Origin of the sequence: Paenibacillus sp. FSL H8-0104, from assembly GCF_038050215.1 — a bacterium.
GTDB lineage: Bacteria > Bacillota > Bacilli > Paenibacillales > Paenibacillaceae > Paenibacillus > Paenibacillus amylolyticus.
The window spans coordinates 1,314,391-1,329,794 of the sequence record NZ_JBBOTC010000001.1; the positions used below are offsets into that span (position 1 = coordinate 1,314,391).

Consider the following 15,404-nt stretch of genomic DNA (forward strand, 5'->3'; position numbering starts at 1 on the left):
TCCGGGACGTTTAAGAACGCTTGGGCTTTCAGCAGGTTTGCAAGAAACGCACTAGTGCGTGACGACATTTTTTATATATAAGGAGGAGAATTGATGCATCTGATCTTGAAAGCAAGCGGCGCTGACGCGGGGGTTGTATCCCATTTGTTAGCGAAGAATCCGTTGAATATATATGACCGCGTAGACAAAGGTGTGCGTGTTAGAATGGTGTACACTGCGGCTACAGAGAACGAAACAGAAGTACTGATTCATGCCGAGCCTGATCCTGTGGATCTGGTCAGAGGTACACCTGATGGATATGACATAACGCAATATATTAACGATCGTGAGTTCGTGACCAGCAGTCTGTTCTGCTCCTACATACGTGCGGCGCTCGGGACGGCCTTGAATGGTAAGCCGAAGGAAGACTATGTGCAGTGGGTGAATCATGCCTTTGAACTGGAACTGAAATTTGGCCCAGTGGCTTCCGATCTGCCCGATAAGGTTGTGGAGGAATTATTCTCGCCATTAGGATACGCCGTTTCGGTGGAGCGTGGAGAACTATCGTATTCATTTGATCTGAAAAATAAAAGCACGGTTCGCCATATCATCCTGCGTGGACGTAATACGGTACAACATGCACTGCGTCAGCTTTTTCTACTGATTCCAGTGCTGGATAATTACAAACATTATTTCATCAGTGAAGATGAGATCGATAAAATCAAACGGTATGGTGAAGGGTGGCTGGATGCTCACCCACTGAAAGAACTCATTGTGAAGCGTACGTTGCGTTTTGCCGAACTGATTCGGCAGTATGAGCGTCAAGAGGGTACTTTGACTGTGTCCTTTGGACAGGAGAGAGGAATATCTCAAGTCTTGGATACGGTTATTCAGGAGAATAAAGCAGGGCATCAGGAAGAAGGAGAACAAGAGCACCTGGGGTCCGAGTCCGATAGCGATGAGAAGCAACTGAATGCAGATTCTAGAGGTCCAGGTGAATGTACGGATGCAGATGTAGATACAGAGATAGAAGATGGTAATGCAAAGATTGCTGATGTAGATACAGGTACAGGTACAGCTGGAGGAGATGGCGGGCAATATGAACAATCTGAACCTCCTGTGCGGTTAAACGAGTTGCGTTATCGTGCGATTACAGATGTGGTTGAAGCGTTGCCAGTCAAACGGCTTATTGTTGATATGGGAGCGGGTGAAGGCAAGCTGTCTGCTCGTTTGGCATACATTCCCGATGTGGAGGCCATTCTGGCCGTTGAACCTTCAGGGCAGTCGCGGCTCCGGGCTATGGAGCGCTTCGCGAAGCTGGAGGGTCGTTCTGGAGTGGTGGCTATGCCGGAGCCAATCATCGGTTCACTGTTTTATTTTGACGAGCAGATGCAAAACCAGGACGTTATGATTCTGTGCGAAGTGATTGAGCATATCGAGGAATATCGTCTGAACGGAATTATGGATACAATCATGAACGAATATCAGCCAGAAGTGCTGCTGGTCACTACGCCAAACAAGGAATATAACGAAGTGTATGCAATGGAGCAGGAAAGCTTCCGCCACCATGATCATCGCTTTGAGTGGACTCGTGCGGAGCTGGCTTCCCGGTGTGAGGAATGGACGCAGCACGGGAACTATGGCTATGAAATTAAGGGTATCGGTGAGCATGTAGAGGGCTATGGACATCCTACCCAACTGGTCATTTTTGAACGGAGAAAGGAGAGTCTATCATGAGTGGAAAAACGGGTTCTAGCGAAACAGCTAGTGTGGGCAGAGGACAGCAGGATCGGAAAAATGAGATGAAGGAAAGACAGCGGGAGATCCGTCTGCCCTATGCAGGTATCGTCGTTCTTGTTGGCCCGTCCAACAGTGGCAAAAGTACGATGTTGGATCGTCTCGTTGCAGAAAGCGTCATTCGCCGCACAGAAGCCGTCTCGTCAGATCAATTCCGCATGCTGGTTGGAGATGATGAGTATGTGGATTGGAAAAATCGACCCCGCAGCGAAGCGGATGTGATCTATGCGGAGTATCAGCAAGTATCGGCCAAAGCATTTGAAGCGATGGAGGCGATGCTGGCAACCCGCTGCCGTCTGAACAAGTTGACCTGGGTGGATGCGACACATCTTTATCCCGAGGATCGCGAGCGCCTGATTCAGGTGGCAAGAAAGGCTCATGTGCCTGTGATTGCTGTGGTGCTGGATATCCCTGAAAAAGAGCTGCTGGAACGTGATGCCCAGCGGGAGTATCCGCGTGGACGTCAACGGGTGAAACAACAGGTGCAGCAGTTCAAGCGCACATTGCGCTCGATCCGTGAGGATGGCTTCGATGCCAGTTATGTGCTGAAGCAGCCGGATGAGATTACGTTTGTCCGCACATCCAATCCGCTGGTGACCGACATGGGTGCAGGTATTGATATCATCGGAGATATTCATGGTTGTTACGATGAAATGATGGAATTAATCGTGCGTCTCGGGTATGTGGACGAGGATGGGAGTGGCCTGTACCGTCACCCTGAAGGACGCAAATTGGTCTCCGTTGGTGACGTAACGAGCCGTGGGCCAGAATCTTTAAAATGTCTGTTGTTCTGGCAACGTCATTGTGCCGCCGAGCTCGCCTACATGATTGACAGTAATCACGGCTGGAAGATCGCGCGTTATCTGGATGGTCGTGACGTTACGTTGAGTCATGGTGACGAACGGGTGGAGATGGAATTGCTACAGTTTGAGCGGGAGCAAGGCCAAGAGACAGCAAAGCGAGTACGTGCAGAGCTTAGGGCATTTCTGCTTGATGCACCATCTCATCTGGTCTTTTCCCGGAATGGGGTAAGACAAGTGGTTGTAGCACACGCGGGAATTCGAGATCATTTTATCGGAAAACAGTCCAAACGCATTCAGGATTACTGCCGATATGGCGATGTGGAGGGTACGGATGAGCAGGGTCGGCCTGTGCGCAAGGATTGGTACGTGGATCACAATTCGGGTGAATGCATCGTCTGGGGACATGATCCCCGTCCATATCCTACGATTGTGAATGATACGGTCAACATTGATCAAGGTGTCGTTTTTGGTGGCATGCTCACTGCTTGGCGAATGCCAGAACGTGAGGCAGTCAGTGTTCCGGCGAAGCAGGATTATGCGAGGGATCCGGATAGTCCATTAAAGCGCTGGGAACAGCGGCGTTTTGCTCCGCCCAACATACGTAAGTTCAAGGAGGGTTTCACGGTTCAGACAGCATCCAAACTTGATGTGTCTGTGCACGGTGAGGTGGCGAAGACGGCGATTGATACATTTTCCCATTATACTGTGCCGCTGGAAGAACTGCTCTACATCCCGCCTACGATGAGTCCGCCGCCGGGTGTCTGTTCTGTAGAGGGATATCTGGAGCATCCACAGGATGCGTTCCAATATTATCGCTCACAGGGCGTTACCCGTATGGTTGCCGAGAAAAAACACATGGGCAGCCGGGCCATTTTACTTCTTTTCCGCGATGAGCAAGCTGCGGTGCAGCGAGTGGGCCGACCGATGCTGGGGAACATTGTGACCCGGACGGGCCGATCCTTTTTTGACCCTTCGACAGAGCAAGATGTGCTTTCCAGATTACATGCGGACTTGACCGTAGACGGTTATTTTGAGCGTCATCAGACGGAGTTTGTATTGCTCGATGCGGAGATTGTACCTTGGAATCTGAAGGCGCGTGAGCTGATTGCTTCACAATATGCACATGTGGCTGAAGCTTCCATGATGGATCGCTCTACGGTGCTGGACAAACTGCGCGAAGCTCAAGCAGCAGGTCGTAACGTAGAGGAGTGGTTGCAGGAAACAGTAGGTAAACTCACTAATGCCGAAACGTTCCGCGATGTATTCCAGAAATACTGCTGGGATGTGGATGATATCGGGGACATTCGGATTGCGCCGTTCCATACACTTGCACATAGCACGGGAGCATTTTGGGAGCAAACACATGAATGGCATATGGAACAAAACCGTGAGTTCGCCCGTATGTCGACCTTGGTGATGGAGACGGAATATCGCGTGATCGCAAGTGAGGCAGATGACGCGGATGTCATTCGTTGGTGGGATGAGATTACAGCGGAAGGACATGAAGGCATTGTCATCAAACCTGAAACGTTCCGCGCCTGGAATAACAACAAAATGATTCAACCTGCGATTAAAGTACGAGGACGTGCATATTTGCACATCATCTATGGGATGGATTACCTGGCACCCGAGAATTTGTCCCGACTTCGTAAACGCAAAACATCCAAAAAAGAACGTCACGCCTTAATGGAGAGTGCTTTGGGCATGGAGGGTATTGAGCGCTTTATACGCAGAGAGCCAGTGGAACGAATTCATGAATGCGTGCTGGCGACGCTTTCGCTGGAGTCAGAGCGAGTAGACCCGCGTTTGTAAACTGTTATGTGAAAATAAATTTTGTTATTAACCTATATTGTATGGGTAATTATGGTGTGATACTCTGGCCAAACTAATTGCTGGAGGTTATCCGTATGCGTATCAAATTAATAAGCAGTTTGCTTGCCATTTTTATGATTTTTGCTACTGTTGCATCTGCCCATCCGGGAAGAACAGATGCAAATGGGGGACATACCTGTCGAACCAACTGTGCAAAATGGGGGCTGAAACAAGGGGAATATCATTATCACAACGGAGGTTCTTCTTCGAGTTCCAAATCTTCCTCTTCAAGTTCATCCAGTTCAGGAAGTACCAAGAAAAGTAATAAGTCTTCAACGGCAACCCAAAAGAAAGCCACTCCTAAACCAGAATATATCAAGTCTGCTATTCAGGTGAAGGTGAATGGTTCCAAGGTTATTTTCACCGAGTCTCCAATTATAATGAATAACACGAATCTCGTACCTCTGCGTGAGATGGCCAAAGCAATGAAAGCCAAAACGTCTTGGGACAGTAAGACTCAGACCATTACCGTTACCAAAGACAAGTACAAGCTAATCTTTACCTTGGGCAGTAAAAAGGTGAAGGTTAACGGGAAAGAAGTCACCCTACAGGCAGCACCCAAAGAAATTAAGGGAACGACGTACATTCCCCTCAGAGTTTTGGTAGAAGGGCTTGGGGCATCCCTCACTTCTTCTGGTAATACGCTGACGGTGAAAGTCAAATAATAAGAATAAGAATTCATAAAGAAGCAGGTTCGGAGTTTATCCGACCTGCTTTTTTTTGTATATGAACTTCGTTAAAGCGAAACCTCATCAGGCCATTTTACTTGGCGCTGCAACTTTTGACATGACCCGGATCAGTCGGTATGAGCAACGGCGCGAATCTCAATCAGTTGATGAGGGAAGGCCAGACAAGATGTCCCAACCATCGTAACAGCCGGACGATGAGTACCAATGTACTCTTTATACACAGCAACACATGGCTCAAGATGCTCCTGCGGGTGAACCAAAAAAATCTCCAGTTCAGCAATGTTCGACTTGGTCACGTTAAATCCTGCGAGCACGCGATCCAAGTTATCCAATGTCTGGCGGACCTGTGCTTCAATATCATCGACACCAATAAACGTCCCCTGCATATCATGCGAAAATTGACCTGCAATGTAGATCGTACCGTTAATGCTGTATCCCTGAGCAACGCTGAATGCCTCTTCCCACGGGACCCCGTGGCTATATATTTGAGCTGTAGTCATAAGTTTCTCTCCTTTGAAAATTCAAGATATGGTTAGTATAAACGGAGAAAAACGACTTGGGCAGTACGCACTTTCATGACAGTGACTATCCATTGGGATAGTGTAAACACGGTGTTTGTGAGCCTAACGACTCATTTCAGAGAATCTTTATATCAGGATATTTAATTTAGGTATAACTAACTTAAGTCCTATATCCTTCCACTAGAATCTGGGTAATAATTATAATAGGCAAGTGATTAATGGAATCTCATAACGTAACGATAGGGGGTAACCTGTATGGCATCTGTGATTCTGCTGGTGAAACAGACGGAGGACGATGAGAAGGTTATTTATCGCTTCGGACCGAATGAGCGAAAGATGGGGCTCATTGAGATGAATAAGATTAAGGAAAGTGTGAAGGAACTGGAACCTGTCCAGGTGGATGGGGTAAGCCCGAGTTTTTTCTTTAACCGAGCCGCGCAGCGACTGGTACGATGTTTATTCAGGGAAGGCGGCAAGTTCCCGGAACGAACGACGTTTGAATCATAGTCTTAGCACCGCAAAAATAAGTCCACAACCCTGCTCATGGGTCATGGACTTATTTTTCGTTTCAGAACGTTTTGGCATAAGAAATCAGTGCTGTTATCGTGATGATGTTAAGCAACGTTGAGATTAGCACCGTCTGGGCTGCAAAATCTGGTTCGTTATCGTATTCTTCTGCGAGAATGGATGCATTGACACCCGTCGGCATACCGGAAGCGATAATAAGTGCCTGTGCAGCGATACCTTCCAACCCAAGCAGTAGCACAATTGAAATCCCGATAGCCGGGCCAATCAGAAGACGCAAAAATGTGCTAATATACACATCAAGGCGATACAGTTGAATTGGATATTTTACAATCTGTGCCCCGAGTGTCAGAAGCGCCACGGCAACCATACTTTGCTGCGCATAGGTCAGTGGCATGGACAGGAACGTAGGCAAGGGAACCTTCCACATGTGTAACAGAATCCCCAGCAAGAGCGCATATGGAACAGGCATTTTAAGAAATCCAATAATCACAGCACGGTAATTACCTTTGAGCTTCGCGCCCTGAATGGACAACACGCCATAGGTAAATGTCAGTAATGCCTGCAAAGACATGACCAGTGCCTGAATGGAAGAGGCGAGTGGATCGCCGCGGAATACCAGTGCATTGATGGGCAGTCCATAGTTGCCTGCGTTATCCAGCATAATACTGTTGTTGAAAGCAGCCTTCATGCCTTTATTCATCCGAAGCGAGCGCGCAAATACAGAACCTACAATATAGAGAATCAATACATATATCGCGTAAAAGAGTGTCACGGTCCCAAGCAGTTCGCCCGACATATCCGAGTGGTACATGCTCATAAAGACGGCTGCGGGGGTAATACAATAGAAATTGATTTTGGCGAGTGTGTACAAGTCCAGCTTGAACACCTTTTGCATCCATGACCCCACGGCGATCAGGAGAAAGACGGGCAGGACGACTTCAAGCATGATGTCTGCAATCATTAGTTCAGCTTCCTTTTTCATGAAAATTTCAATCCGATTTCGAAAATGCTTTGCTCATTATATCATTTTATACACAACCGAATGTGGGAATAGGCTAAAAAAGATCAGGAGGGGTTGCATCATGATTCCAGATCATCTGGATGTTGGTTTATCGATATTGTTTATTGGTTTCAATCCGAGCATTACTTCTGGAGAGACAGGTCATCATTATGCTTACAAAGGAAACCGGTTCTGGCGCATCCTTGAACGGTCGGGGTTAACCCCGCGTTTATACGATGCACAGGAGGATGGAGAGTTGCTGAAGCTGGGATATGGATTCACGAATATTGTGGCCCGTCCCACCAGAGGTATGGAGGATATTACGAAGGAAGAGTACGCAGAAGGACGACAGATTTTACGGCAAAAGCTGGAGGAATACCGACCGGACATCGCCTGTTTTGTCGGAAAAGGAGTGTACACCCAGTACAGCAAGCGTACCAAAGTGCAATGGGGATTCCAGGACGACCCGGTCGTCAAGGAAATTCAGGAGTTCGTCGCTCCGTCGTCCAGTGGACTCGTGCGCATGTCGATGGATGAGATTGTGGCGATCTATTCCCAGCTTGCTGATTTTGTTGCGGAGAAGAACAGGGAAGATTAAGAGGCAAGTAAGGCAGGAAAGGTAAGATAGCAGGAAGAGGCTACCACGGAATGTGTGATTCGGGTTGCCATAAAGTTCACCACCAAACCTGTAGAGAATGTGCAGCGGCAATTACAGAATGTTGGTACGCAGAGTTCACCCAGTCGGCTTTGGCGATAAGGGCGAATTCTTTTTTTTGGATAAAGTGAGAGGTTTCGGGAACGGCTTCCGTCTATATAGTACAGAACCATGCATGGAAGCTGTGGAGAAGGGGGATTACATGAATCAACAGATACCGGAGGAGGAGCTTATTCAGCGTATTGTTGCAGGGGATAAGCAGTTGTTCTCCGTGCTAGTGGATCGATATAAAAATAAAGTCTACGGCATTATGCGCGGAATGGGCGCGAGTCATCCGGATGCACAGGATCTCGCTCAGGATACGTTTATTCGTATCTATCGTTATCTCCCGTCGCGGCGGGAGGGAAGCAGTTTCTCGTCGTGGGTATACACCATTGCGGTGAATCGGATGCGGGATTTTATACGGGAAAAGAAACCCGTCATGTCTCCGGTCGATCAAGGGATCGAACCTGTCAGTAATGAAACACCGGAAAAACGTGTGCTACATAAGGAGATGCAGCGTGAAATATACCGCCAGCTCGAACAATTACCTGAATCGTATCGTCTGGTGTTATTACTGAAGTACACAAACGAGTTGAGCTATGAAGAGATTGCAGACATTACAGGCATGAGTTCAACCAAAGTACGAAACGCCCTTTATCGCGGGAAAAAAACGCTGAGGAAGCAAATGGAACGCAAAGGAGGTTTAGCTACGTATGAAGCCTATTTCAAAGGATGAGGATCGGTTGTGGGAGGAGCACTTGTATCGTGAGGAGCCGGATGCGGATTTCACGCTTAAGGTCATGCAGAAGCTGGATGGCGTGTCCATGGAGCGTGACGAAGCTGAAAGTCCATGGTCGAGAAAGGTACCCAAGACAAGATGGATATACCGTACGGGGATTGTGGCTGCGGCTGTGCTCCTGTTTGGAGGAGGTGCATGGCTGGCTTGGGATCGGACAGGTGCACCGGAGCAGCCGGTAGTGAGCGCTGTAGATCTTGTTCCACTGCCTAATATTTCCGTGCCGGAAGCGCTACGCTATTCCAGTTTGGCTGATGATTACAAACGTCTTAAACCCCATGGACTAGTGGTGAATCCGAATTTACTTATTGAAGATCAAGGATACAAGCTCAAGATTGAAGATGTGCTGGTGGATCGTTCTCAGATTGTAATGAGGCTGCAACAAACAGCACCTGATGGAACCGGAATGTCAATTTTATATCCTGAAATGGGAAGAATTCATGTCACTGATGAAACAGGAAGAGAGGTTGCGACCCTTGCAAGGGATACCAGAATAAGCAGTGGCTCTCTTGACAAATTTGTATTTCAGTTTCACAAAGATATCCCTGATCAGGTGCTCGTGCGTGGAGAATTAGGACATTTAAAAGTAGGGTTGTTCTATAATTTTGTGACAGAGTCATATGAGGAAAGAGACGTTACAGTGGATTGGAGTTTTGAATTCAGCGTTGATATGACCAAAGCCAAATCATTGGCTGTTGAAAATTCTATGGATAACACATATACGACGCCAGAAGGACTAAAGCTTGATATGACACAGCTTGTACGCACGCCAAACGGAACCCGGCTTGACCTGAATGTGAGTCTGGATGATGAACTTCGTGCCAAAGTTGATGAGAATTGGGCGAGCTATATGAGTATCATCTACCATCTTGAGATTCCTGAAACAAATGAATATCGAATTTTCAATGGAATAAGACCAGATGCCCGTCAAGCCAAGTTCCAGCTCCAAGATCAGAGTGACTTGAGGAACGGTGGGCCGTTGAAGTTGTCAGAGACATGGGACCCTGCGTTGGTAACGGTAGATGCGAAGAACATTCGCTTTGTTCTGGATGGTTACACCCTGCCGGTGAAAGAAGAGAAATCAGTGGAAGTTGATCTGAATAAGAGGCGTAAGGACACGAATTTTTATACTTTTGCACAATTTGAACAGCTTGGAGATAAAATATTATTCTATGATTTTGAGTACGAGCCACTGATGGAATCGTATGATCCTCCGAAGATTGATGTAAAGGAAGGGTATTCACTAGTTCTGAAGGGGAGTGGGACGTTCCGAAATGCTTTCATGGGTGATCGCTGGGTTGCAGTAGATTCGGATGGAAAAGAGTATCCTGTTGAAGTGAACGGTTATCCGGATCAACCTAATAATAACGGTGAATACGTTGAAGATGATCTGCAATTAAAAATTCGGGGGTTTAACGAAGAAAAGGGTACAAAATTCACTTTGAAAAGAACCGTAGTCAATAGAGAGTATCGCGATGTGAATTGGGAAGTGGATCTTCCGTCGTACAGTAGCCTGCCTTGGCTGAAATAACCAGTAGTACAATTCTTAGACATGAAGTAAATGAAGCTTCGAATGGATGATATAAGGATGGGTGGATGAATCAGTAGATTTAAGTGTGAATGTACAGGAATATAAGGATATAAGCCTAATATACGAAAGAGGCCCTGCATAATGGTATGCGGGGCCTCTTTCATATGTACCAGACTCACGGGACAGCAAGTACCTAACGAATTCATCTTCAGAAAAGAGTGGTTACCTTTTCCAAATTATGCCGATTCCCTTGGAATCAACGTAGTCGATAACATAACCGTCTCTTTCGGCGTCCCCGGTCGTTCGATCCGGCGCTGTAAAGCTTCCACCGCACGTTGTCCAAGCTCCTCTTTGCATAGGTTAACCGTGGTCAGTGGTGGGGAGGACGTAACGGCAGAATGTACATTGTCGATACCGATGACAAGGCAATCTTTAGGCGTGGAGATGCCCATCTCCTGTAATTTATGCATCCATTGCAAAGCGATATCATCATTAACACCAATCCAGGCATCGGGACGTTTGTCATCTGGCATGTTTTGAATGGCGGTAGCCAATTGGTTAACCCATTCCCCGTTCTCATACGGAATATTCCATTCTCTAAAGCTGGTCGTATGACTGGTGTCCACATGGAAATGGTTCAGAGCCAACTCAATCCCGATTTTCCGCTGGGCGAAACTCGCAGCACGACCATCATCTGTGATGAGGCCGATCCGTCGGCAATTCATAGACATTAGATATCTAGCCACGGTGATGCCAGCTTCCAGATTATCATGGCTGATCGTATCACAATTCAGCAGGGGCTCCTGATGATCTACCAGAATAATAGGACGGCCTGTCTGAGAGAGTCTTTGCAGAACCGTATGAGGGAAAGCCCCCATGACAATAATCCCGGCACAACGTTCCCAGTCCAAGTGAGGAGCAATGGCTTTTTCGGGAGAGGTGTTCTCGTCCGTCACTCCGAGTGAGGGAGATACAATGGCATGATGCCAACCACGCTCATTACAGGCGGAGATCATGCCAGACAGAACACGTTGCCAGTAGTGGGGTTCACCGCGGTTGAGCTGATTCATGCATATGAGAGCAAAAGGTGGATCGGACGGATCTGCATGGTTTGCGGCAGGAATATTGTTAGCACCTGGAGTACTTTGGCGATATCCTAAAGCACGAGCAAGTTCCAGAACTCGTGCGCGTGTTGCTTCACTGACACCCGTCTTGCCACTGAGTGCGCGGGAGACGGCATATTTGGATAATCCGAGCTGGTCAGCCAGCGTCTGAATGGATACTTTGCGTGACATATCATTACTCCTTCATTTGACGATCATCTTCTGACACAGTACACTTACAAATAATAATGTTATTATAATTTATCATAACAAAAATAACAATAGAATTCAAAGGAGACGACATCCATGGAACAGTTCAGATTACCGAAAATCCCTATGCCACAACTGGAATTGCCACAAGCTGTGCAGGATATTCTGACTGAGGCGGACGAGCGTTTGCAACATCGACCGAGATTGCTGGCTCAGTTTCGCAATTGTTTTCCGAATACACTGGAAACGACCACGAAGCTACTAGATGATGGGACAACCTTTGTGATTACAGGGGATATTCCCGCCATGTGGTTAAGGGATTCCGTAGAGCAGGTCATGCATTATGTTCCGCTTGCGAAGGATGACGAGAAGTTGCAACGTATCATTGGGGGGCTGATCAAACGGCATACATTTTATGCTGATATGGATATCTATGCTAATGCGTTCAATGAAACAGCGAATGGATGGCATTGGGATGCCAATGATGAGACGGAGATGTCACCCTGGGTGTGGGAACGGAAGTTTGAATTGGATTCCCTCTGTTTCTCCATGAAGCTGGCTTATACATATTGGCGGGAGACGGAACTCACGGATATATTTGACGAGCGCTTCAAGAAAGTGATGGAGAATATCGTACAACTATGGGAGACGGAGCAGCATCACGCAGAGCAATCACCTTACCAGTTCATGCGGCGCAATTGTCCTGCCCATGATACGCTGCGTAATGAAGGATTGGGTATGCCGGTGAATTATACGGGGATGATCTGGTCCGGATTTCGTCCGAGTGATGATGCCTGTGATTTTCATTATAATATTCCGGCGAACATGTTCGCTGCGGTAACCTTGCGCCAGATGGGGGAGATCGCGAAGTGGGTGTTCCGGGATGAGCAGCTGGTGAGTCAAATGGCTCGTTTGGAAGAAGAAATACGACATGGCATTTCCCTGTACGGTACTTACCGTCATCCGGAGTATGGACAGATATATGCTTATGAGACGGACGGTTACGGCAACTTTTGTCTAATGGATGATGCGGGCACACCTGGACTGATGTCTATACCGTATATGGAGTATGCTTCGATTGAAGACAGGGTATATCAAAACACTCGTCGATTTATTTTGAGCAAAGAAAACCCGTTCTACTATGAAGGGAAGGTAGCCAAAGGTATAGGTAGCCCCCACACCCCTCCAGGATACATCTGGCACATGGCGCTATCCATGCAGGGTCTGACCGCAGACAATGACGAGGAAATGCTGGCGATGATTGAATTACTGGAGAACACGGATGCAGGTACTGGATATATGCATGAGGGTTTCCACGCCGATGATCCAAACACGTTCACCAGACCATGGTTTGCCTGGTCCAACAGCCTGTTCTCGCAGTTGGTGTATAAGGCAATGAAAAGAGGAATTCTATAAAATGATGAAAGTTCCAAAAAAATTGCTCACTGCTCGCGAAGCAGCCGTTCCGGTTACGAATCGTTCTTTCGATCGCTGTTATCCCCGGATTTCCTGATCGACTTTTGTAAAGTCGAAATCCGGGGATAAGCGTATGCTTCCGATGCAGCTTTCTTTCAGAAAGCTTTTAGGCGAACACTTTGCTTCTTCAGAATCGATTTCGTTCCCTGCACTACTTTTGCTATTTGGATTGACAATTTTTTTGTGACAACATTTTTGGAACTAGGAGAGTAAGTAAAAAAATAAGAAAGCCCAAACTGCTAAACTTTTGCAGTTTGGGCTTTCTTTAATATGAAATATACAGGCGCTTCGCTATGTGTTTTTTAGTAGATCGGCGATGAAGACTTTCTGGCCTGTGCGTGCGCTTTCCAGTGATGCGAGGACCATGGCCATGCTGAACTGGTTATCGCTGCAATCGGTCTCAGGCAGTCGGCCGGATTCCAGTGCGGCGAACATGTCTTCGAGACAGCCGTGATGACCTGTTTTGTCCATGACAGGCAGTTCCGCTTCAATCCGCTCACTTGGCTGGAAAAAGGATGGTTTGCCGTCAGCATCCAGGCTTTGCGCAGCAACTACTTCAGCATAGATGTCATCATGACCATCCCAGATGGCGGTTCCTTTTTCACCGATTACGCGCCAGCTTGCTTCCCATGATGTGGGTACACCTTCTGCGCACCAAGATCCGCGATAGTTGAATACGGACCCGTCAGACATCTCAAATATACATAACGCCATCGCATTGCCCCGATACCAGGAACCTGGAGGGTTGAACTCATGGCAGTACACCGATACTGGGTTGGCTCCGAGAATATACCGTGCCTGATCAAACGTATGTATCGCCATATCGAGCAGCAGCGGACTATCCATCAGATCACGGAATCCGCCGAAGTGTGGCCCGAGGAAAAAGTCGGCTCCTGCGTAACCTACCTGCCCTATAGCTCCGCCGGAAATGAGGTGCTGGTAGGCGCGGATACGCGGATCAAAACGGCGATTCTGCATGACGGCTTGAATGTGTCCTGTGCTGCGAGCGGTTTGCACAATATCTGTGCAGTCGGAGAAGGACTCTGCCAGTGGTTTCTCGCCAAATACGTGACATCCTTCCTTCAGCGCCGTCATGGCAATGCCGTAATGACTCGCCGGAATTGTGACATCAAATACGATATTTGCACCAGTCGTTTGAATGGCTTCACGGATATCGGTGAACGTAGGGCAGGTGAGGCCGTGTCTTGCAGCAAAAGCAGTGGCTGTCTGTTCATACAGATCGACCAACCCAACGATTTCCGTATCCGGCCTTTGCAAGGCATAGTCCGCCCACGTGTTTGCCATGGCACCGCAGCCAGCAATAATTACCCGATAAGGATGAGTCATGTTCTCATCTCCTTCGCATGGATTGTGTTATACAGCTCGCATGGTTTCCTATACCGGATTGGGCACAAAATCGCCGCCGCGGCATTGTTTCAAATATCGTAATGCATGCACCTGTCCGGTCATTTCGAGTTCATCTTTGTAGACGGGATCATGCCAGCCTTCAATGTCAATCGTACCCTGATAACCGTTCTGGCGCAGAATGGTGATAATGTCTGCCCAGTTGTTATCCCCGAAGCCGGGTGTGCGGTGCCAGACAAATTCACGTGGGCCATGCACGCCGTATTCCTTGACAATATCCCAGGCAATCGTGGCATCTTTGCCATGTACGTGGAAGACTTTATGTGCCCATTTGCGCAGCTGTGGAATAGGATCAATCAGGCTGGACATTTGATGGCAAGGCTCCCACTCCAGCCCAACATTTTCATCTGGAACAGCATCAAACATCATCTCCCAGGCCGTCGGGTTATGGGCAATGTTCCAGTCGCCTGTCTGCCAGGTGCCGCCCATATCACAGTTTTCAAAAGCAATGCGTACACCCCGGTCTGCTGCCCTACGTGCCAGTTCACCAAATACTTCCTTGAACCGGGGGATGGACTCGTTAATGGGTTGATCGGTTAGACGTCCGGTAAACCCGGAGACGATATCTGCACCGAAGAGCTGTGCGTGATCGATCACTCGCTCCCAGCTTGCCAGTGTATCGGCGTTGTCTCCGGCTCCAGTTAGCGGGTTACCAAATACACTCACCGCGGAGATGACAATACCTTGTTCGTCCACGATTTCACGGACACGTTTGGCTGTCTCTGCCAAGTCCAGGTCACCAGTTGTTTGCCAGAAGGTCAGGTTAAATGATTCGAAGCCATGTTGCATGATCTGCGGGATAACGCGGACGGCGTCCTGCCCGCCTACAAGGGTACCGATGCGTAATGATTTATTCATGGTTGTATTTCACTCCAATATTGGCTTATAGTACTTCGTGACACACTCATTATAGCCGTGGATTAACGGGATGGCTCTAAACAATCTTGTGTAATAATAGTCGGATCTTGTGAAGAGGG

Annotated in this window: 13 protein-coding genes; 8 read left to right on the top strand and 5 right to left on the bottom strand. The window is 47.8% G+C overall.

Annotated elements, in window-relative coordinates; all coding sequences use genetic code 11:
• The first annotated feature begins 93 nt into the window (after positions 1-93).
• The 3 genes from NST38_RS05815 to NST38_RS05825 all read left to right on the top strand — a co-directional run bounded on the left by NST38_RS05815 (position 94) and on the right by NST38_RS05825 (position 5,116).
• Positions 94-1,716 carry a 3' terminal RNA ribose 2'-O-methyltransferase Hen1 gene (locus tag NST38_RS05815; RefSeq protein WP_076251275.1) on the top strand — a complete coding sequence of 541 codons (1,623 nt, stop codon included), beginning with the start codon at positions 94-96 and terminating at the stop codon, positions 1,714-1,716.
• Between the two features lie 65 nt (positions 1,717-1,781).
• Positions 1,782-4,391, top strand: a complete 2,610-nt coding sequence (locus NST38_RS05820; RefSeq protein WP_076251700.1) for a polynucleotide kinase-phosphatase — start codon at positions 1,782-1,784, stop codon at positions 4,389-4,391.
• Between the two features lie 95 nt (positions 4,392-4,486).
• A complete protein-coding gene (locus NST38_RS05825; protein WP_036606441.1) occupies positions 4,487-5,116 on the top strand; it encodes a copper amine oxidase N-terminal domain-containing protein in 630 nt (209 codons plus the stop codon).
• A 131-nt stretch (positions 5,117-5,247) separates the two neighbouring features.
• Here the strand turns inward: NST38_RS05825 and NST38_RS05830 are convergent, their stop codons facing one another.
• Positions 5,248-5,640: a RidA family protein gene (locus tag NST38_RS05830; protein WP_076251277.1), complete on the bottom strand. Its 393-nt coding sequence runs from the start codon at positions 5,638-5,640 to the stop codon at positions 5,248-5,250.
• Positions 5,641-5,916: 276 nt separating this feature from the next.
• On the opposite strand from NST38_RS05830, the gene NST38_RS05835 reads away from it, so the two are divergent.
• On the top strand, positions 5,917-6,168 hold the full coding sequence (locus tag NST38_RS05835; RefSeq protein ID WP_076251279.1) for a hypothetical protein: 252 nt from the start codon (positions 5,917-5,919) through the stop codon (positions 6,166-6,168).
• A gap of 61 nt (positions 6,169-6,229) precedes the next feature.
• Here the strand turns inward: NST38_RS05835 and NST38_RS05840 are convergent, their stop codons facing one another.
• Positions 6,230-7,150, bottom strand: a complete 921-nt coding sequence (locus tag NST38_RS05840; RefSeq protein ID WP_017690279.1) for an AEC family transporter — start codon at positions 7,148-7,150, stop codon at positions 6,230-6,232.
• Positions 7,151-7,271: 121 nt separating this feature from the next.
• Between NST38_RS05840 and NST38_RS05845 the strand changes: the two genes are divergently transcribed.
• From NST38_RS05845 to NST38_RS05855, 3 genes are all read left to right on the top strand, one after another.
• Complete coding sequence (locus NST38_RS05845) at positions 7,272-7,787, top strand: mismatch-specific DNA-glycosylase (protein ID WP_036672422.1); 516 nt, start codon at positions 7,272-7,274, stop codon at positions 7,785-7,787.
• A 259-nt stretch (positions 7,788-8,046) separates the two neighbouring features.
• Positions 8,047-8,622: an RNA polymerase sigma factor gene (locus NST38_RS05850; protein WP_036606450.1), complete on the top strand. Its 576-nt coding sequence runs from the start codon at positions 8,047-8,049 to the stop codon at positions 8,620-8,622.
• A complete protein-coding gene (locus tag NST38_RS05855; protein WP_076251281.1) occupies positions 8,600-10,213 on the top strand; it encodes a DUF4179 domain-containing protein in 1,614 nt (537 codons plus the stop codon). The genes NST38_RS05850 and NST38_RS05855 overlap by 23 nt, the downstream gene beginning before the upstream one ends.
• Positions 10,214-10,449: 236 nt before the next feature.
• Here the strand turns inward: NST38_RS05855 and NST38_RS05860 are convergent, their stop codons facing one another.
• Complete coding sequence (locus NST38_RS05860) at positions 10,450-11,508, bottom strand: LacI family DNA-binding transcriptional regulator (RefSeq protein ID WP_076251283.1); 1,059 nt, start codon at positions 11,506-11,508, stop codon at positions 10,450-10,452.
• Between the two features lie 114 nt (positions 11,509-11,622).
• On the opposite strand from NST38_RS05860, the gene NST38_RS05865 reads away from it, so the two are divergent.
• Complete coding sequence (locus NST38_RS05865; RefSeq protein WP_076251285.1) at positions 11,623-12,942, top strand: glycoside hydrolase family 125 protein; 1,320 nt, start codon at positions 11,623-11,625, stop codon at positions 12,940-12,942.
• A gap of 351 nt (positions 12,943-13,293) precedes the next feature.
• Here the strand turns inward: NST38_RS05865 and NST38_RS05870 are convergent, their stop codons facing one another.
• Both NST38_RS05870 and NST38_RS05875 read right to left on the bottom strand, forming a co-directional pair.
• Complete coding sequence (locus NST38_RS05870; protein WP_076251287.1) at positions 13,294-14,349, bottom strand: Gfo/Idh/MocA family protein; 1,056 nt, start codon at positions 14,347-14,349, stop codon at positions 13,294-13,296.
• Positions 14,350-14,397: 48 nt separating this feature from the next.
• Positions 14,398-15,285: a sugar phosphate isomerase/epimerase family protein gene (locus tag NST38_RS05875; protein ID WP_076214488.1), complete on the bottom strand. Its 888-nt coding sequence runs from the start codon at positions 15,283-15,285 to the stop codon at positions 14,398-14,400.
• Between the last annotated feature and the right edge of the window lie 119 nt (positions 15,286-15,404).

Excerpts from the sequence above, each read along its gene's own strand:
- NST38_RS05865 (WP_076251285.1), top strand. The coding sequence starts at position 11,623 with ATGGAACAGTTCAGATTACCGAAAATCCCTATGCCACAACTGGAATTG.
- NST38_RS05845 (WP_036672422.1), top strand. The coding sequence starts at position 7,272 with ATGATTCCAGATCATCTGGATGTTGGTTTATCGATATTGTTTATTGGT.
- NST38_RS05855 (WP_076251281.1), top strand. The coding sequence starts at position 8,600 with ATGAAGCCTATTTCAAAGGATGAGGATCGGTTGTGGGAGGAGCACTTG.
- NST38_RS05820 (WP_076251700.1), top strand. The coding sequence starts at position 1,782 with ATGAAGGAAAGACAGCGGGAGATCCGTCTGCCCTATGCAGGTATCGTC.
- NST38_RS05875 (WP_076214488.1), bottom strand. The coding sequence starts at position 15,285 with ATGAATAAATCATTACGCATCGGTACCCTTGTAGGCGGGCAGGACGCC.
- NST38_RS05825 (WP_036606441.1), top strand. The coding sequence starts at position 4,487 with ATGCGTATCAAATTAATAAGCAGTTTGCTTGCCATTTTTATGATTTTT.
- NST38_RS05850 (WP_036606450.1), top strand. The coding sequence starts at position 8,047 with ATGAATCAACAGATACCGGAGGAGGAGCTTATTCAGCGTATTGTTGCA.
- NST38_RS05830 (WP_076251277.1), bottom strand. The coding sequence starts at position 5,640 with ATGACTACAGCTCAAATATATAGCCACGGGGTCCCGTGGGAAGAGGCA.
- NST38_RS05860 (WP_076251283.1), bottom strand. The coding sequence starts at position 11,508 with ATGTCACGCAAAGTATCCATTCAGACGCTGGCTGACCAGCTCGGATTA.
- NST38_RS05815 (WP_076251275.1), top strand. The coding sequence starts at position 94 with ATGCATCTGATCTTGAAAGCAAGCGGCGCTGACGCGGGGGTTGTATCC.
- NST38_RS05835 (WP_076251279.1), top strand. The coding sequence starts at position 5,917 with ATGGCATCTGTGATTCTGCTGGTGAAACAGACGGAGGACGATGAGAAG.
- NST38_RS05870 (WP_076251287.1), bottom strand. The coding sequence starts at position 14,349 with ATGACTCATCCTTATCGGGTAATTATTGCTGGCTGCGGTGCCATGGCA.
- NST38_RS05840 (WP_017690279.1), bottom strand. The coding sequence starts at position 7,150 with ATGATTGCAGACATCATGCTTGAAGTCGTCCTGCCCGTCTTTCTCCTG.